12 protein-coding genes are annotated in these 19379 nt (G+C 55.9%); 4 read left to right on the forward strand and 8 right to left on the reverse strand.

What is annotated here, in order from left to right; all coding sequences use genetic code 11:
• Nucleotides 1–4 precede the first annotated feature (4 nt).
• The 4 genes from C5O23_RS10785 to C5O23_RS10800 form a co-directional block, all read right to left on the reverse strand.
• On the reverse strand, nucleotides 5–1906 hold the full coding sequence (locus C5O23_RS10785) for a DUF5689 domain-containing protein (protein WP_107032954.1): 1902 nt from the start codon (nucleotides 1904–1906) through the stop codon (nucleotides 5–7).
• Nucleotides 1907–1948: 42 nt separating this feature from the next.
• Entirely contained in the window at nucleotides 1949–4702 is a 2754-nt protein-coding gene (locus tag C5O23_RS10790) for a carboxypeptidase-like regulatory domain-containing protein (RefSeq protein WP_107032955.1), read from the reverse strand.
• Between the two features lie 67 nt (nucleotides 4703–4769).
• A complete protein-coding gene (locus C5O23_RS10795; protein WP_107032956.1) occupies nucleotides 4770–5432 on the reverse strand; it encodes a cytidylate kinase-like family protein in 663 nt (220 codons plus the stop codon).
• Nucleotides 5433–5484: 52 nt separating this feature from the next.
• Nucleotides 5485–6528, reverse strand: a complete 1044-nt coding sequence (locus C5O23_RS10800) for an endonuclease/exonuclease/phosphatase family protein (RefSeq protein ID WP_107032957.1) — start codon at nucleotides 6526–6528, stop codon at nucleotides 5485–5487.
• A 399-nt stretch (nucleotides 6529–6927) separates the two neighbouring features.
• Between C5O23_RS10800 and C5O23_RS10805 the strand changes: the two genes are divergently transcribed.
• On the forward strand, nucleotides 6928–9204 hold the full coding sequence (locus C5O23_RS10805; protein WP_107032958.1) for an NADP-dependent malic enzyme: 2277 nt from the start codon (nucleotides 6928–6930) through the stop codon (nucleotides 9202–9204).
• Nucleotides 9205–9644: 440 nt separating this feature from the next.
• Here C5O23_RS10805 and C5O23_RS14195 read toward each other — a convergent pair whose 3' ends face one another.
• Nucleotides 9645–9866: a hypothetical protein gene (locus C5O23_RS14195; protein WP_133166551.1), complete on the reverse strand. Its 222-nt coding sequence runs from the start codon at nucleotides 9864–9866 to the stop codon at nucleotides 9645–9647.
• 269 nt (nucleotides 9867–10135) lie between these two features.
• Between C5O23_RS14195 and C5O23_RS10815 the strand changes: the two genes are divergently transcribed.
• The 3 genes from C5O23_RS10815 to meaB all read left to right on the forward strand — a co-directional run bounded on the left by C5O23_RS10815 (nucleotide 10136) and on the right by meaB (nucleotide 12768).
• Nucleotides 10136–10528 carry a DUF1573 domain-containing protein gene (locus C5O23_RS10815; RefSeq protein ID WP_240597795.1) on the forward strand — a complete coding sequence of 131 codons (393 nt, stop codon included), beginning with the start codon at nucleotides 10136–10138 and terminating at the stop codon, nucleotides 10526–10528.
• Nucleotides 10525–11607: a DUF1573 domain-containing protein gene (locus C5O23_RS10820; protein WP_107032961.1), complete on the forward strand. Its 1083-nt coding sequence runs from the start codon at nucleotides 10525–10527 to the stop codon at nucleotides 11605–11607. The genes C5O23_RS10815 and C5O23_RS10820 overlap by 4 nt, the downstream gene beginning before the upstream one ends.
• Before the next feature lie 69 nt (nucleotides 11608–11676).
• On the forward strand, nucleotides 11677–12768 hold the full coding sequence (gene meaB / locus C5O23_RS10825; protein ID WP_107032962.1) for a methylmalonyl Co-A mutase-associated GTPase MeaB: 1092 nt from the start codon (nucleotides 11677–11679) through the stop codon (nucleotides 12766–12768).
• A gap of 50 nt (nucleotides 12769–12818) precedes the next feature.
• On the opposite strand, the gene C5O23_RS10830 is transcribed toward meaB, so the two are convergent.
• From C5O23_RS10830 to C5O23_RS10840, 3 genes are all read right to left on the reverse strand, one after another.
• Nucleotides 12819–14966, reverse strand: coding sequence for a cation:proton antiporter (locus C5O23_RS10830; protein WP_107032963.1), 2148 nt, complete (start codon nucleotides 14964–14966; stop codon nucleotides 12819–12821).
• A gap of 188 nt (nucleotides 14967–15154) precedes the next feature.
• On the reverse strand, nucleotides 15155–17698 hold the full coding sequence (locus tag C5O23_RS10835) for a glycosyl hydrolase family 95 catalytic domain-containing protein (protein WP_107032964.1): 2544 nt from the start codon (nucleotides 17696–17698) through the stop codon (nucleotides 15155–15157).
• Between the two features lie 64 nt (nucleotides 17699–17762).
• Nucleotides 17763–19016: a peptidase U32 family protein gene (locus C5O23_RS10840; RefSeq protein ID WP_107032965.1), complete on the reverse strand. Its 1254-nt coding sequence runs from the start codon at nucleotides 19014–19016 to the stop codon at nucleotides 17763–17765.
• Nucleotides 19017–19379 lie beyond the last annotated feature (363 nt).

Here is a 19379-nt window from a genome sequence, read left to right on the forward strand (position 1 = left end):
ATTATTACTCGGTAATCTTAAGGTTTTTGACTCTCCAGGTGTCAGCTCCTTCAGCAGAAGAGCCGTATTTGAATCCAACCTGGATCTTCTTGCCGGCATAGGCCGAGAGGTCGATCTCACCGGCTGAGACGAAGTCCCAGCTTCCGGCCGCGGGCCATGCGGGAACTGTCAGTTCAGTCCAGTCCGAGGCACCTTCCTCGCGGACAACCACCGAGCAGAGAGTGCGGAGTGTGGTCTGGAATTTGGCGGTCTGATCGAAGGTCATTTTGGCCGAAGTGACGGCTGTAAGGTCGATGACGGGTGAGCAGGCGTAGGCAGTGGCGGGATAGGCCACGCCGCCTACAAAGGCGCTTGCGTTGAGATAGTAGAGACCGTTGTAGCTTTTCCAGGCCCAGATTTCGTTGACGTTTTCAGCCGAGTTGTTTTCAAAGGTCCAGTCGATGGAGGTGGCGTTTTCAGAGAGGCCGCTGTAGATTGCATCGTCTGCCACCGGGGGATTGACGGGGGTGTCAGGGGTGACGGGATGGTTTGCGGTGGTCTCGATGAGCACGTTTCTGATCTGCCATGTTCCGGCCTTGGAGGCTGTGGAGGTGTAGTGGAAGCCGATCTCGACTTTCTTGCCGATGAAGGCCGCAAGGTCAATGTCGCCTGAGTTGGCGAAGTTCCATGACATTGAGGCGGGATAGGCGGGAACCGAGAGGACGGTCCATGCGGTTGTTCCGGCTTCACGGATGCAGACGGAGGTCTCGGTCTTGGCAGTTTCGATGCTGGCGAAGAAGTTGAGGGCCTGGTCGAAGCTCAGGAAGGCTGCTGACTGGGCCGAGAGGTCGATTTCGGGCGACACGAGCCATGAGTCAGAAGCGTAGTTGGCTTTGTTGATGTAGGCTGTGGCGATAGCGTATTTGTGGGAGTCGTATTTCCAGATTTCAGACACACCTTCAGGGAGGAGGTCATTGACGGCTTTGAATTTGCCGAGGCCTGTAGCGAAGGTTTCAGAGAAGATTGCATCGCCTGAAGGGCCTGAGGGGGCATCCACGAATTCAAATCCGTCGATACAGCCTGACTGGGGGTCCATGACGGTGAGCTGCCAGGTGCCGTTGTAGTAGCCGAGGATAGCCACAACAGATCCGGTGCCTTTGGGTAGGATCTGTGAGGCGAATTTTGATTTGTCGCTTGTGCGGACGGTGATTGAATTGCCTTCAGCGTCCTTGAGAGTGCGGTTGGTTGATCCGGTCTGGCCGGGGTTGTTACACCAAGCCTCCTGGCCGCCGCCGTCAAAGCTTACGTTTTCGATCTTGACGAGCTGACACTGCCACTGGATGAGTTTTTCCTTGTCGTTTTTCCAGGCTTCGAGGTCGGAGATCTTGACGGTGTATGGCTCGGCGTCTGTCGCAGCGGGTAGACCCTGGCGCTGTGCGCGGCGGATGAATTCTTCCTTGTCCATGCCGCCAAGGCTTGTCGATCCGGTGTTGGGGTTGGTGTACCAGACGCCGATCTGCATCTGGGTTCCGTAGCCGCCCACGAGGAGTCCGGTGACGTTGATGCGCACTTCCTGGCCCATGTGGTAGCTCTCATTGAGATCGTAGCCGTAGATGCGGAAGTCCATCGCGCCGCTTTCGTCGCGGACGTAGATGCGCTGGTAGACGTTGCCGCTCTGGTCTGATGATATGACACGTCCGGCGAGGATGATGCTGTCACCGTCGGCGTTGACGGGGATGGTCTCCGGAGTGTTGTTCTGAGCCGCATTCCAGAAAAGTTCCTTGAATTCGGCGATCGAAGTGTTGGCCTCGTAGGTGGCCACGGGTACAATCACCGGCGGACGGTCGAGGTCGTCGTCGCAGCTGACGAGAGCGCCAGATGTGGCGGCGACGGCGAGCACGGCGAATATTGATTTATATAGCTTCATATATATTTATGATCTTTTTGGGGATTGATGTTGTGACAGAAATCAGAAGCGGATGCCTACGTTGAGATAGACCTTGATGCCCTGGGCGTAGAAATACTTGTTGGGGTATTTGGTAGAGTCGTAGTTGGTGTAGTCGAAGCGGCCCTGCTGGTAGGCGTAGGTCTGGATGTTTTTGTTGTTGAGGATGTTTTCAACGTTGAGGTTGAAGTTCATCGAGATCTTGCGGTTGATGTAGACGAGCTTGCCGACAGATGCGTTAAGAACGAAGGCGTCTTTGAGCTTGTCCTGCTCGGCGAGCTGGCCCATCTTGGCTTCGAGTTCCTCAAGAGTGGGATATTTCTCCCAGAGGTCGGGAAGAGCCTCGTGGCGGATCGGCGAGAGGTTTACGTAGGCGTCGCCCATCCATGAAGCGTTCACGTTGAAGAACCATGATTTGGGGGCAGCCCAGTCGATGCCGATGTTGGCTGCGGTCTGGGGAGTTCCGCCGATGTAGAAGTTCTTGAGATAAACGGTCTGGTTGATGTCGTCCATCATGCCGTTTTCATATGAGCGTGTGCCTTCGGGGCGGTTCTTGTACTGATAACGTGCGAAGGTTGCGGCTGCCGAGAGGGTGAGCGAGGGAGTGATCTTGTAGGCTGCGCCGATCTCGATGCCTTTGTAGCGGGTGTGTACGCCCTTGAGCACGTAGTTCATGAATGTTGAGTACTGGTCGTCATAGAATGATGAGCGTTCGGTCTGGTCGAACATTTCGGTCCAGAATCCGGTGATGGCACCGCGGAAACGGCGGTAGTTCCAGGAGTATGATATGTCGCCGGAAAGGATGCGTTCGTTCTGGAGGCCGTCAATCGCAGTGTCTTTGATACGGGGCGAGATGTAGGCATATTCGAAGAGGGGTGCTACGGTCTCATATCCGGCGTGGGCCGAGATGAAGTTGCGCCCGTCGATCTTGTAGGTCGCGCCTGCTTTGAGAGCGCCTGTGTCGAAGCGGTGGGTAGCGCCCTTGCCGTAGGAGTTTTCGGGAGCGCGGCCGTTCTGCATCTGGCCGTCACGGAAGAACTGGGTGTAGCCGATCTTGAGGCCGTAGTTGATGTCCCACTGGGGAAGGGTGATGATGTTCTGGAGCCAGAAGTCACCGTGGAGGGCGTTGATGTAGTAGTCATAACCGAAGGTGTCGCCCTTGCCTACGCGGCGGCTGGGGTTGCGGAGGTCGTTCTGGAGCATCTGCGGGTCGCTGGGGAAGTCGCGTTCGCTGTACTGGTCGATGTCGAGCCAGTATTCACCGCCGAGGAGGTCGCGGATGGTCTTGTAGTAGTGGGCGCGGGTGTAGTTGAAGCTTACGCCGGCCTGGAGGGTCATGTGGTCGTTGAGACGGTGGTTGAGCAGAGAGTTGAACATGAAGTTCAGCTGATTGCTGTGGCGGTTCTCAAGGATGTAGCTCGATGAGTGGTTGTCGGGGTTTCCACCGCGTCCGAACTGATTGTTGAGGTAGTTGGCCTGGTAGAGCTTGTCCCAGTTGATCTGACGGAAGCTGTCGTCGTGACGCCAGAGGTCGGTGTAGAGGTCGAAAGCTTCCTGATTGTCGGCGAAGTAGCTGGGGAGGTAGCGGTAGTAGTCGGGACGGGGGTCGGCGGCGTTGTACCAGTTGAGAGCCGAGGTAGAGTAGTTGACGGCGCGGAAAGCGGCTCCGGTGTTGAGAGTGGTTCCGTTTTTGGGTTTCCAGATCCAGTTGAGCACGGCGGTGGGGTCAAATGTCTCAACAATCTTTGAAGAGCGCTTCTCGCCGTTCTGCCAGCCCCAGTTGGGGTTGTAGAGGTTGTTGCCGGTGAGCTGGTAGGCTTCTTCGTAGGTTGCGGAGTTGGTGGCGCGCTGGGTGGGGGCTCCCCAGACTGTGAGGTTCAGGGAGTGCTTGTCATTGAACACTTTTTCAAGCGAGGCGAAGAGGCCGAAGGAGTTGTAGAAAGTTCCGTCGATCACACCTTCATTGGCATAGCGTCCGATTGCTGAGACTGTGAATGCCCAGCCGTTCTTGTTGAGACCGGTCGAGTACATAGCCATAGCGCGGAGCATGTAGTTTGAGTTGGTGTAGGCAAGCGATCCGTTGAAGCCGGGAGCGTAGTGCGAGGCGCGGGTGTTGATGTCAGTTGCGCCGCCGATGTTGCCGAAGCCGAATGCGGCTGCTCCGAGTCCGAGAGCCGCAGTGCGGTCACGGAAAGCGCGGTTCATGCCGCCGAGGGTGGAGTAGTTAAAACGTCCGCGGGCCATGTCATTGAAGTTCACACCGTTGATGTAGGTTTCGGAGTATTTGGAGTCGTAGCCGCGAATGCGGAAGCGCATGGGCTGGAAGTCGTAGCTGGCGGAGTTGTAGTAGACGTCGTCGCTGGCGCCGGTGAGGGCTGCTATCGACTGTGCCGATCCTTCTTCGTCTTCAAGGAGGTTCTGGTCGAAGAGCATGTCATTCTGATCTTCATAGAAGACGTTGTTGAGGTTCGAATCGAGCATCTTGATGATGCCGAGGTTGTCAATGACTCCGTTGACGATGTTGACGTTCATCGTGACGTCCTGATAGCCGTAGGCCACGATGACAAGCATGTCATCTCCGGCTTTGGCGGTGGAAATTCGGAACTCGCCCGAAGGGTCGGTCGTTGCCTGGAGTCCCTGGTTGTCGAGCATCACAGTTGCGCCCGAAACGGGAACGCCGGTGTTGGAGTCGACAACGGTACCGGCTACGCCTGTGGTCTGTGCAAGCGACGGTATTACGGCCGTCAGCAGCAGTAGCAGAAACAGTTTCAGTCTCATAAATTATTGATAATATGATTTTTGATGTTTTGATGTCGTTTTTTTTTCAATCCGGTTATGTCCGGTGTCAGTCGATGAATCCGCGCAGGCGGAGGTAGGCTTTGACGAGTTCTACGTTGTCTTTCATCTGCAGGCGTGAGGAGTCGAGCGTGAGGTCGTAGCTTTTGGCATCGCCCCAGGTCTTGTCAGTGAAGAAGTTGTAGTAGTCGGCGCGCCATTTGTTGGTCTTGCGGGCCATTGCTTCGGCTTTGTCTGCAGCGAGGGCGTCGTTTCGTCCCATGATGCGGCGCACACAGTCGGCCATCGGAGCGTGGACAAAGATGTTGACGCAGCGGGGATGGTCGCGCAGGATGTAGTCGGAGCTTCGGCCTACCACCACAAACGATTTTTCCTGGGCAACGGACCGCAGGAAGTCGCTGATGCTTTTGTAGAGTCCGTCATCGGAGATTGATGATGCTCCGGTGTAGTAACACATCGGTGTCACGCCCATCGAGAAGCTGAAAAGACCCTGAAGGAAGGTTGGGAAGCGCTCGTCTTTCTTCTGGAAGAATTCTGGGTTGACTCCGGCGAGTTTGGCCGATTCGACAAGCAGTTCCTTGTCGTAGTAGGCTATGCCGAGAGCGTCGGCGAGGGCTTTGCCCAATTCACGGCCTCCGCTGCCGAACTGTCGTCCGACGGTGATGACAAACGGAGGGCGGTGAGAGATGCGTGGGCTGGAATCGTTGTCCATCCTGTACAATTATATTAAGGTGGTTAAACAAGAATCCCTGTTGGACGGGCGCTTACCGGCGTGTTACCTGCAGAAAGATTTCAGTCGGGAAGTGATCGGAGTATCCGTTGAGCCATGCGCCGGCTGCAAATGTGCGTTTGGGGTAGCCCTGACGCTGGCCTTCGGTGTCAAAGAGGAAGTCGAAGTTGTTGACTTTGCAGGTTCTGTAGCAGAGGCGCGCGCCGTTTTTGTTGAGGAGTGTTCCGGAGACGATTATCTGGTCAAAGAGGTTCCACTGGCCTTTGTAGGCGAGGGTGCCGATGCCGCGGTCGAGGATTTTCCACCAGGGATTGTAGAACTGGTGAGGTCCGACGTTTTTCTCGTCGCGCTGCGCGCCGAGGCTTACGGCACATGATTTGTCCTGTGGGTCGTCATTGAGGTCGCCCATGATTATCACACCCTGGTTGGGACGGATGGCCCAGAGGGAGTCGGCGATCTGCTTTGACAAAGATGCCGCTGCTTCGCGCAGGTAGCTCGAACGCTCCTGTCCGCCAAGACGCGAGGGCCAGTGGTTGACGATGACGCTGACGGTGTCTCCGCCAAGGATACCTGTAACACACATCTGGTCACGTGTGCGGAAGCTTTCGTAGCCCGGAATCACAAGGCGGTGGTTTGTGACATCGAGGACTTTGAATAGGCGGGGGTTGTAGAGGAGGCCTACGTCAACGCCGCGGCGGTCGGGCGAGTCGTGGTGCACGACCTGCAGACGCCATTGACGTATGTCTTTTGCCCTCACGAGGTCGTCGAGACAGCTTTTGTTTTCAATTTCAGAGACACCGATGATTGCCGGGCCCATCGGAGTGTTTTTGGTCACCATCTTGGAGATGCAGTAGGCCAGATTGTTGATTTTGCTCCAGTATTTGGAACCGTTCCACTGACGGGCACCGTTGGGAGAGAATTCAAGGTCATACTGGCCGTTGTTGTTGATGGTGTCAAACAGATTCTCAAGGTTGTAAAAAGCCACCCCGTAGACGAGGGGCTGCTTCGGGTCAGACTGGGCCGACGCACCAAACGCCATCAGCACAGCCAACAGCGGGAGTAGAAAAATCCTCTTCATAAGATTGATAAACAGTATTTTACGAGAAGTTTTTAAAAGACAATAATACAAGCCGGACACAACAGATATGCGCCACGGCTCTTTATCACGGTGTAAAAATAGTAATTATTTCACATCTATCCCAATATTAGCGGCTAAAAAATTATCACTGCAGACTGAAAATTGCTGAACGGTCTGTGCTGACAATCAGAAGATAAGCCTCGGCGAGAGGCTCCGTTAAACTTTATTGATTAAATTATTGTTAAACGTCAGCTTTATTATTGTCGGCAGAATGACTCTCTTAACAGATTTTTGTTAACTTTGCGAGTGATTTGGCAACGATTTGTCAGAAAACTATTATTCTATAAGGTTGTTTTAGAATATACTGATCATCAACATACACACACCATACCAATTAACATGGCAAAAGTCACAAAAGAAATGGCGCTGGACTATCACCGTTATCCGCGCCCCGGAAAAATCGAAGTAATCCCCACCAAACCCTATGCCACCCAGGCCGACCTGGCCCTGGCCTACTCTCCCGGCGTGGCCTATCCCTGCCTTGAGATCAAAGACAATCCTGACGATGTTTACAAATATACCGACAAGGGCAATCTTGTGGCCGTGATCTCCAACGGCACGGCAGTGCTCGGCCTGGGCAATATCGGCGCTCTGGCCGGCAAGCCCGTGATGGAAGGCAAGGGTCTGCTTTTCAAAATATTCGCGGGTCTCGACTGCTTTGACATTGAAGTCGACGAGACCGACCCCGACAAGTTTATAGATATCGTCAAGGCTCTCGGCCCGACTTTCGGCGGCATCAACCTCGAAGACATCAAGGCGCCTGAGTGTTTCAAGATCGAAGAGCGCCTGAAGGCCGAAATGAACATCCCCGTGATGCACGACGACCAGCACGGCACGGCCATCATCTCGGCCGCCGCTCTGCTCAACGCCATCGAGATCCAGGGCAAGAAGATAGAAGAGATCCGTCTGGTGGTCAACGGCGCCGGCGCGGCAGCCGTGTCATGCACCAAGCTCTACTGCGCTCTTGGCGTGAAGATGGAAAACGTGGTGATGTGTGACAGCAAGGGTGTCATCAGCCACAAGCGCACAGACCTTAACCCGCAGAAGGCACAGTTTGCCACCTCGCGCGAGATCACGACCCTGGCCGAGGCTATGGTTGACGCCGATGTGTTCCTCGGCCTCTCGGTCAAGGATGTGGTGACCCCTGAAATGGTCAAGAGCATGGCACCGAAGCCTATCGTGTTCGCTCTGGCCAATCCCGATCCGGAGATCGCCTACGATACAGCAATGGCCGCCCGCCCCGACATCATCATGGGCACAGGCCGTTCGGACTACCCCAACCAGATCAACAATGTGCTGGGCTTCCCCTACATCTTCCGCGGCGCTCTTGACTGCGGCGCGTCGGAGATCAACGAGACGATGAAGATCTATGCCGTAAGGGCCATCGCCGAGCTCGCCAAGAAGCCCGTGCCGCCGGTGGTGAGCGCTGCCTACAACCGCTCTGACATCCACTTCGGCCGCGACTACATCATCCCCACCCCCTTTGACCCGCGCCTGCTCACATCAGTGGCTCCCGCTGTGGCCAGAGGCGCAATGGACAGCGGAGTGTCACGCCGCCCGATCACCGACTGGGACGAATATGACGAAAAACTCCGCCTGCTCAAAGGCAATGACCGCAAGTTTACCCGCCGCCTGAACGAGGCAGCGCGCACCAACCCGAAGCGAGTGGCCTTCGGCGAGGCCAATACCGACAATATGCTCCGCGCCGCCGCCATCGCTGCTGCCGACGGTCTGTGCATCCCCATCCTGCTCGGCAACGAGGAGATGATCGAGAAACGCGCCCAGCGCCTCGGCCTCAACATAGATGGAATCGAGATCGTCAACCTGCGCCACGACCGCGAGGCTCCGCGCCGCGAACGCTATGCGGCCATGCTGACCACCAAGCGCCAGCGCCAGGGCGAGAATTTCGAAAGCGCTCTCGACAAGATGTTTGACCGCAACTATTTCGGCATGATGATGGTGGAGACCGGCGATGCCGATGCCTTCATTGCCGGAACCCGCTCGGCCAACAATCCTACCGCGGACATAGCCCGCGAGGTGATAGGTCTGCGCGACGGGTTCAAGCACTTCGCAGCCATGCATGTGCTCGAAACCTCGAAGGGCACATACTTCCTGGCCGACACCATGATCAACGGCACCGCCGACGAGGAAACCCTGACAGACATCACCCGTCTGGCCCACGACGCGGTGAAGTTCTTCGCCCACGAGCCCGTCATGGCCCTCGTCTCATACTCGAACTTCGGCACCAATTCTGAAACCGAGCCGAAGACGGTGCACAACGTTGTCAGCAAACTCCATGAGGAGAATCCGGATATGATCGTAGACGGCGAAATGCAGGTCAACTATGCCCTGAACCGCGCCGTGCGCGACAAGGCCTATCCCTTCACCCGTCTCTACGGCAAGGATGTCAACACGCTTGTGTTCCCCAACCTCAGCGCGGCCAATGCGGCTTACCGCATCATGCTTGAAATGGGTGTCGGCGAGTCGATCGGCCCGATCCAGATGGGTCTGAAGAAGCCTATCCACTTCATGAACGTCGACGCGGAGGTGCGTGACATCATCAATGTCATAGCCATCGCCGGCCTCGACGCCGCTACCCTCGAAAATATGAAGTAAGATACCCCGTCCGGGGCGGTAAATCGGTGTCCTGCCGGACACCACATACAGAGGAAAATCGCAAACCCGTGACACCTGCGCGCAAAGCGCTGCGGTGTCACGGGCTACGAGTAAATCTGCGTCCTCCGGACGCCCATCCGGACCGGCAGCGTAACACAAACTCGGACAGATCCGCAGACATCCGGCATCTGCAAGGCGGCCTCCGAATGGGATCGTAGTTTTCCTAAATATCTTGAAGAGACTGAGTTTCCGAGGCAGCCTCGTCCGGATTCCCCGACTGAGCAGTCTCAAAAACCTAAACCCGGAAGAGCGTTTGTTACGGATGCTCTTCCGGGTTTCTTTATAAAACTAATTTATCTTGGCCGATATCTGACTGCATGAGTGACACGGACGAGGCTGCGATGCGTGGCCGGCCCAGGGCTCATGGCACCAAGAGGCGATCAGTCATCGTCATCATCGTGATGATGATGGTGCTTCTTGTGCTTCTTATGTTTCTTATGCTTTTTATGATGGTGATGGTCGCCTCCGTCAGGGAAGTCATATTTATATTCATGCTCCATGCCCCAATGGGTTCTCACGGTTCCGCAAGAACTTGTCAGGCCTGACCCGACAAAGGCTAACAGAAGCCCGATAATATAAGCGAAAAATCTCTTGCGTCTCATAATCAGCAGGTAAACGTGAGTTAATCTATATAAGGTTGTTTTTAAACCACCTCTTAAGTATGATCAGGCGTTGAACACCTTCATGATTTCTAACGTTAGTTATGATAAAAATGTTTATCCCCGTTTAATTTTTTCTCATGTATTTTGCGTAATTTTGTGGCTAATGCCCGGTTAAACCATTTCGGCCGGGAGGTGTCATATCCAGAAATGACCGACTGTCGTTTCATCTGTAATTCAAGATATCAAAAACCACTGACCAGGTATAGATTATGAAAAAAATATTCCTCGTACTGTTGCTGGCAGTCACTGCCATCATAAGCGCAAGCGCCAAAGACAAAGCCGAAATGACATTTGTCAAAACCGCCCACGATTTCGGCACCATCAAGGCCGACGGAGGCGCCGTAACTGCCGTCTATGAGTTCACCAACACCGGATCGGCTCCGCTGACCATCATCAATGTGAGCAACGGCGGCTGCGGCTGCACCAAGCCCTCTTTCCCAAAAAAGCCAATAGCTCCGGGAAAAAAAGGCGAGATCAAGATTACTTTCCAGCCCAAGGGACGCGCCGGAGAGTTCAACCGCACGGTCAAGGTGAAGTCAAACGCAACGAAATCACGCATCAACCTCACGTTTAACGGCGTAATCATTCCAGAAAGCAAATGATGAGACTGCGCACTATCGCCGCCATGCTCTTAGGTTCGGCGGCTTTCATGGCCCATGCCGACGGCCGGGGCATATGGCTTGAACAGAAGCACGATTTCGGGGCTTTTGACGAGGATCTGGGCACTGTCTACTGTGACTTCCGCCTGGTCAACGCCTCTGACGAGCCTATGGCCATAATCAGCGCGCGCGCCAACTGCGGATGCACCAAGCCGGAGTATTCGCGCGATCCGATAGCGCCGGGCGACACGGCCGTGATCCGCGTGGGCTTCGATCCAAAGGGGCGTCCGGGACGCTTCGTGAAGTATGTCAACGTTGATCTCGATTCTGACCCCAAGCGCACGTCGCTGACCATACAGGGCACTGTGATCGGTGCGTCAAACACTCTTAAATCGCGTTTTCCGCTGACGCTCGGCCCGATGAAACTGCGCGGCGACATGATAAGCTACGGAAATATCTACAGCGGCCATACCGGCGGGCAGTATCTCGAATGCTACAATGCGTCGGCCGATACGATCCGCCCGCAGGTGATCAGCAAGCCGTCATATATAAATGTGATCATGCAGCCGGCCGAAGTGCCGCCGGGCGACAGATTCGTGATCTCGACCGTGTTTCACGGTGACCGGGTCAAGACCTGGGGCATAGTGACCGACTCGATGACGATAGCGCCCGATGCCGGTTCGGCCGAACGGATGAAGATAGAGACCGTGGCCATCATAGGCGAGGATTTCTCGAAGCTCACAGCCAAGGAGCGCGCCAACGCTCCGGTGATCGACACTGACGAGACTGCCATTGACCTGCGGCGCATCAGCCGTGGCGATGCTCCGATGAAGCGCACTTTTACCATCGTCAACAAAGGTAAGTCGAATCTGCTGATCCGCCGCATCCACTGTCCGGAAAAGGCTGTGGATGTCAGACTGAAATCCGACAAGATCAAACCGGGTAAGAGCGAGAAGGTGGAGGTGACGGTCAATCCGGCCCTCATCGGCGACACCGAACTGCTCAACGCCCGCATCAATATCATAGCCAATGATCCGGACCATCCCTCGACTATGGTCCGCGTAGTTGCCGAAGTAAAATAAGAGGTTGTCAGAAAACAGTCTCCAAGCATTCACTCATAGACCCACACACAGTCAAGCATCACATCAGTTATGGAACATATTGAAAACGACGATCAGTTCGGCGGCCTCACCGTCAACAAGGGCGTGAGCCAGCCTCCGGTAGTCAACCCCTATCTCAAACGCCGCAAGCGCAAGGCGCTGCCGAGCGCGGGCGAACTCGTGGAAGGAATACTCAAGGGCGACATCACCACCCTCGCCCGCGCCGTGACCCTCGTGGAAAGCCTTTCGCCCGACCATCAGGCCATAGCCCAGGAGGTGATAGAGAAATGTCTGCCCCACTCCGGGAAGTCGCGCCGCATCGGCATCACGGGAGTGCCCGGAGCCGGCAAAAGTACCTCTATAGACGTTTTCGGGCTCCACGTGCTCAAGGGGGGCGGCAAACTTGCCGTGCTTGCCATCGATCCGTCAAGCGAACGCACCAAAGGGAGTATTCTCGGCGACAAGACCCGCATGGAGAAACTTTCGGTGCACCCTGACGCCTTTATCCGCCCCAGCCCTTCGGCAGGATCGCTCGGCGGCGTGGCCCGCAAGACGCGAGAGACCATAGTGCTCTGCGAGGCGGCAGGCTTCAACAATATCTTTGTGGAGACCGTAGGCGTGGGCCAGAGCGAGACAGCCGTGCACTCGATGGTAGACTTCTTCCTTCTGATCCAGCTTGCCGGTACGGGCGATGAGCTTCAGGGCATCAAGCGCGGCATCATGGAGATGGCTGACGGTATAGTGATCAATAAGGCCGACGGCGACAACATTCAGCGCGCACAGCTCGCGCAGGCACAGTTCCGCAGTGCTCTCCACCTCTTTCCGCCTACGGAATCAGGCTGGAGCCCGGAGGTGCTGACCTATTCGGGTTATTTCGAACTGGGAATTCCTGAGGTGTGGGACATGATAGACCGCTATTTCGCCTTTGTGGACGCAAACGGCTATTTCGAGCGCAAGCGCAGTCAGCAGGCCCGCTACTGGATGTATGAGACGATCGATGAGCAGCTCCGCGCCCATTTCTACAATAATCCTGAAATCGAGCAGATGCTTGCCGCCAAGGAGATCCGCGTGCTGAACAATCAGCAAAGCTCGTTTACTGCCGCCCGCGATATTCTCGACCGCTATTTCAACCGCTCGCTCTGAATGGGTCTGTTCTGAGCCGGACTGTTCAAAGTCCGGGATGAAAGGCTCTCTCAGCGATGGCTGAGAACCCTGCGCAGACGGCGGACAAGCGCCATAGTATAACGATAGAGCTGGTTCGGGGCCGACACGATATCGGTGGCCATAGTCTCGGCCATAGTCATCGGAGCTTCGGTGCCGAACTGGCCCGGATAGAGCACTATGAGATTTGTATTGGCAAAGTATTTCTGCAGATATTCCGGCACGGCGTCCATGTCACTGTCAAACGATACCGATGAGCGGCGCGCACTCACCACTATGAGCAGATCATCGTCATTGACTTCCGCTGATTTCAACACGAAATCGTCATAACTTCTAACCTCGGCAAACGACATCCGTATGCCGAGGTTGCTTTGTCTTACGACCGTGCGGATCAGCGGCACTGTCGACTCCTCGCACCAGAATTCAATGCGACAGCCTATCTGGCGGCAGAGGTTGCCTACGGCCTGCACCCAGCGGCGGAATCCGGTTTCGAACTGGGCTTTCTTCGGCACGGCCACAAGGATGCGGGTGACAGTGTTGAGCGGGATGAAGCAGCGCGACATTACCACCATGCGGTTGGTGGAGCGCAGAAGCTGCTCCACTTTCTCGCCAAGGAAAGAGTCGATGATGCTTGTGCGACGGTGGAGGCCTACGATCAGTTCGGTTATATCACGCTCCTCCATTGTGTTGAGCACTCCGGTTATGAAGTTGAGATCGAAGCGCTCTATAGGAGTTAGCGTGGTCTCGACGGCTGCAGCGGCTCTTTCGGCCACGTCAAGGGAGTTGCGGCCGATGGCACGTGCCGAGGCAGAATTGTCGTTGCGCACATGCAGCGCATAAAGATCGCCCGCCACAGAGCTGTCAGGGAAGCGCATCGAGAGGGCGAGGTCTACAATTCCGGGGGCTGTCAGCGGATTCGAGATGGCTATCAGGGTGCGCGGATGGGCGGCGGAGTCATCTTTGGAGTTTTCTTCCTCTTCCTGCTCAAGCATCTGGACCTTGATGCGCGAGGCTGCCCGCTCGGTTCCGAATGATGAGACTGTGCAGGTGACAAGGATCATGACCACCGTGCCGTTGAGCACCTGGATGTCAAAGAGGTGCATCTCATAACCGATCATGACCACGGCGAGGGCCACGGCGGTGTGGGCGTTGGAGAGCTGATACATCATGGAGCGGTCAACCGGTGTCAGCCCGTAGACTTTCTGAGTGACAAGGGCGGCGAGCCATTTCGAGGCCATAGCCACGGCGCTCATCACGGCGGCGGTGTAGAGGGTGCCCCAGCCGTCAAGCACGACACGCAGGTCGATCAGCATACCGACTCCTATAAGGAAGTAAGGGATGAAAAGAGCGTTGCCCACAAACTCAAGGCGCCCCATCAGAGTGGACCGCGCCGGGATGAAGCGGTTGAGCACCAGCCCGGCGAAGAAGGCGCCGAACACCCCCTCAATGCCTATGAACGAGGCGAGGGCGGCGGCTCCGAACACAGCCACCATCACGTAGATGAACTGGCTGATGCCGTCGCTGTAGTGCTTGAAGAAGTAGCGCGTTATGCGTGGGTAGAGATATGTGATGCCCAAGCAGTAGAGGGCGAGATAGAAGAGCACCGGAACCAAGGAGCCCAAGGAGCCGTCGCGGTAGACACCGAGAACACCTGCAAGCACTATCAGCGATCCGAGCACGGTCATGATGGTGCCGGCTATGGCTATGATTACGGCCGGCGATTTGGTGACTCCGAATCGGTTTACAATAGGATAGGCTATGAGGGTGTGGGCTGCGAACATCGAGGCAAGCAGCACGGCCTCAAGTAGGTGCATGCCGAGCGCGGCCATCGCGGTGAGCGTTCCTAAAAGCAGTGGTATTATAAAGGTGAAGGCTCCGAAAGCCATGCCTTTGCGCAGGTTCTTGCGCAGGTGGTACATGTCAATTTCGATTCCGGCCAGAAACATGAGGTAGAGTATGCCTACCTGGCCGAAGACTTCGAAGCTCATGTCGCGGGCAAGCAGATTGAGCCCGTAGGGGCCTACGGCAACCCCGGCGATGATCAGTCCGATGACCTGCGGAATCTTCAGCCTGCTGAGCACGAGAGGTGTCAGCAATATAATGGCCATCACCGTCAGAAATATGGGTACGGGGGCGGTGATCAGAGGCGCAGTGGAGGGTATGGCAAATGACAGTAACATCGCAGTGCAAAATTACTCAAAAGTGCCCGAATTCCGCAAGTGCTGAAATGAAATTTTCACTGAAAAGACTGATTGAATGAACAAAGAGCTGCTAAAAAAGCGGGTCCCCCGCTCTGAGTGCATTGCGCACCCTGAGCGGGGGACGGTATGGTCAGTGAGCCGGATCTGAGGCGCGGGCTTGGCGGAATTCAGCGGATGGCTTCGATCACATAAGTGGCTCCCGGCTCAGTGGGGAGATCATAGAGAGAGGTGGCGGGAAGTTCGAGCGCCGGGAGCTTCGAGCTGTCTTTTATAACGGGTTTCGGGATGTAGTAGACGCTGTTGAGCGCGTTGGTGTTGGCTCCTTCAGCCGCTTTCAGAGCCTCGCCTCCGGCAAGACGGAGAGCCGAGGCGGAACGCAGGCGGAGGTTGCCGCCGAGAGTCGAGCGGACGGTGGCCGACACGAGTTTTCCGTCAGCCCATTTCATGTCGGTTATCTCGAACCCGCCACGGGTGCGGAGGCCTTTGACAGAACCCTGTGGCCAGGCATCGGGCAGAGCCGGGAGCAGGTGGACGGCTCCGTCGTGGCTCTGGACAAGCATTTCGGCTATGCCGGCGGTGCAGCCGAAGTTGCCGTCGATCTGGAACGGCGGGTGGGCGTCAAACATGTTGGCATACGTGCCGCCGTCCTGATCCTTGATGGTGACGTTGGGATCTTTGAGGCGGAGCTGGTTGCGGATGAGCTTCATGGCGTGGTTGCCGTCGAGCAGTCGGGCCCAGAGGCAGACTTTCCAACCCATAGCCCAGCCACGGCTGGCGTCGCCGCGTCCGATGAGCGATTTTTTGGCCGCCTGGAAGAGTTCGGGGTTGGTGTAGGGCGAGATCTGGTTGCCGGGATAGAGCCCCCAGAGGTGCGAGACGTGTCGGTGGCTGCTGCGCTCCTTGTCCCAGTCTTCAAGCCATTCCTGGAGCTGGCCGTATTTGCCGACATGCATCGGGGGAAGCTGAGCTTTGAGCGAGTCGAGGCAGGCGGCAAATTCGCTGTCCACTCCGAGGACTCCGGCAGCAAGAGCGGTGTTGTTGAGCAGGTCGTAGACCATCTGGTTGTCCATAGTCACGCCGCTGAACACTGCAAGGCTCCGTTTCTTGCCTCCGGCATCCTCATAGGAACCGAGTCCGGGGTGGTTTTCAGGAGAATTTGAGGGGGAGACCACCTTGTAGCCGCTCTTGGGGTCGGTGACAAGGAAATCCTGATAGAATTCGCAGGCACCTTTGAGCACGGGATAGACCGATGCAAGCCAGGCCTTGTCGCCGGTGTAGAGATAGCGTTCCCACAGGTGAGAGGCGAACCAGGCGTTGCAGGTAGGCCAGATGCTGCACGAGGCATTGTCGACCGATCCGGTAGAGCGCCAGAGGTCGGTGTTGTGGTGGAGAGTCCAGCCGCGGCATCCATACATTTTTTCAGCCGATTCGCGTCCGGTGACGCTGACATCTTTCACAAGCTGAAGGAAGGGATCGTGACACTCGCTGAGATTAGTGACCTCGGCAGGCCAGTAGTTCATCTCGACGTTGATGTTGGTGGTGTATTTGCTGTCCCATGCGGGATACTGTCCGGCATCGGGGTTCCAGATACCTTGCAGATTGGCAGGCTGTGTGCCGGGCTGTGAGGAGCAGATGAGCAGGTAGCGGCCAAACTGGAAGTACATGGCGGCAAGACCGGGGTCGTCAGACGAGGCAAATTCGGCTATACGGGTGTCGGCCGGCTTGGCCTCCTGCACGGGGTTGTGGCCGAGATCGAGGCTGACGCGGTTGAACATCGAGGCATAACGCGCGCTGTGGTCTGCCTTGGCGCGGGCATAGTCGCGGTCAAAGGCCGAGAGTGCGGCCATAGCCTTGGCATCGCTGTCGCCTGAAATGTCTTTATAGTTTTCAAAGTTGGTGGCGGAGGCCACGATGATCAGTGCGCTGTCGGCATTTTTGACCGTCAGCGTGCCTTTTGAGCGGTCGGCGCTCTGCTTTCCGCCGTCGGCTATGATCTGTATATAGGTGGTGGCATGAAGAAGGTTGGGGATATTCTCCATTTCCGTCTGTCCGGGGAAGGAGCTGACCCGCAGTAGATTGTCGCTGCCTTTGACCACTTCGGCCGAGGCTTTGACGCGCTTTTCCTTTTCAGGGCCTTTGAATGAGGTAGTGAAGCTGATCTTGCCGCCTTTTGAGGCTGTCAGACGCATGACAAGCACGTTGTCGGCAAGTGAGGTGAAGATTTCGCGGTTGTAGCCCACACCGTCGGCGGTGTAGCTCACGCGGGCCACGGCGTCGGTCAGGTCGAGGGTGCGCGAATAGGCTGTCGGGGCTGCCTTCGGGGTCTTGAAGTCGAGCACGATGTTGCCGAGCGATTCATAGGCCATGCCGTGGGCGGTCACATTGATGTCAGCGGTGATGTTTTTCATGGCCAGGCGCTGAGCCTGTTCGTAGTCTCCTCGGTTGATGCAGTCACGTATTTCCTGCAGGTGGGCTTTGGCGTTGGGATTGACGTTGTTGTAGGGACTTCCGGCCCAGAAGGTGTCTTCGTTGATCTGGATGGTGTCACTTGTCACACCTCCGTAGACCATCGCTCCGAGGCGACCGTTGCCGAGCGGAAGGGCCTCAAGCCAGTAATCGGCCGGGCGGTCATAACGCAGAGTCAGATAGTTCTGAGCCACAAGGGGAATGGCCGTCACGGCCATCATCATGTACATAAAAAGTTTTTTCATTCGGTATAGTTACTTTAGGTATAATTGTTTTATACAGGTTTCATGGGTTCAATCAGAAGGATGCTCAGTTTTTTGTCAGGGCGGTCTCTTCCCAGATGTAGAGGCGGTCGGAGGGACGGATTTTGCGCGGCACCTTGATGGAGAAGCTCTGGCCTTTCTTCACCACGGGCACGGGGTCGTATTCCAGACGCAGTTCCTCGACAGTCATGATGATTGCTCCGGTGTCTGTTCCGGTGATTACCACCTCGTCGCCCACATGGAGCTCGCCGGCTTCCATCAGGAACTCCCCTACTCCGAGTTTCGGGAAATAGCGTACACCTTTGGCCAGATAGCGCTTGACGCGGGTGGCCGAGGAGCCGTATTTGGCCGACCATTCGCCGAGGCGCTGGCCGAGATAGTAGCCGTTCCAGAAACCGCGGTTGAAGATCTTGGAGAGTTCTTCGTCCCAGCGGGCTATGCGCTCTTCGGTGAACTCGCCGCGGCAGATGGCCTCAATGGCTTCCGAGTAGGCCTGAACGGCGATTTTGACATACTCCGGACCGCGGGCGCGGCCTTCGATCTTGAACACTCTGACTCCCGCGTCGATCATCTTGTTGAGGAAGTGAATGGTCTTCAGATCCTTAGGCGACATGATGTATTTGTTTTCCACGGCAAGTTCGTCGCCGGTCTCGCGGTCGGTGACGGTGTAGCCGCGACGGCATATCTGAGTACAGGCTCCGCGGTTGGCGCTTGAGTTCATCTCGTGGAGGCTGAGATAGCATTTGCCTGAAACGGCCATGCAGAGCGCTCCGTGGCAGAACATTTCGATGCGCACTCTCTGCCCGTGGGGTCCGCGGATGTCCTCGCGCCCGATGGCGTCATGGATGGCCTTGACCTGGTCGAGATTAAGTTCGCGGGCAAGCACCACCACGTCGGCATATTGCGCGAAGAAGCGTACGGCTTCGATGTTTGTGACATTGAGCTGTGTGGAGATGTGGACCTCCACTCCGATGCTTCGGGCATAGCTGATGGCGGCGATGTCACTGGCTATGATGGCTGAGATTCCGCTGTCGCGCACGGCCTCGATGACGGCGCGCATCTTGTCGAGTTCGTTGTCATAGATGATCGTATTGACCGTGAGATAGGTCTTGACTCCGGCCCGGTCACAGATGGAGGCAATGTTGCGCAGGTCGTCAAGCGTGAAGTTGACCGATGAGCGTGAGCGCATGTTCAGCCCTTCGACACCGAAATATATGGCATCGGCTCCGGCCTCGATAGCGGCGTGGAGCGACTCGTAGCTCCCGACGGGAGCCATTATTTCAAAATCCTTTCTGTTCATATTCTGCAAAGGTACTACAAAACGCAAAAAAATACAAACTGCATAGCACAGCAAACAGGGCAACCGCATCAAAATTTTAGGCGATAAGCAGCGATGGCGTTGCGTCAACGATGATAGATGTAGGGAAATTCTTTGAATACACCATATCCGAAGTCATGAATTCTTAGTAATTTTATAGTGCTAAAATCTCGGCAACAGTCTGATTTTTAGCGCCATAAAGCTTGCATATCTCGTGTTTTTTTAGTATCTTTGTAGCTGACAATCAACAATATAGATACTAAAATCATGCTAAACGAAATCTTTATGACAGTACCCGATCATCGGGTTACAGGTCGTTGCACATACGCGCTTTCCGACCTTCTG

It is taken from the genome of Duncaniella muris (assembly GCF_003024805.1).
Classification (GTDB): Bacteria; Bacteroidota; Bacteroidia; order Bacteroidales; family Muribaculaceae; genus Duncaniella; species Duncaniella muris.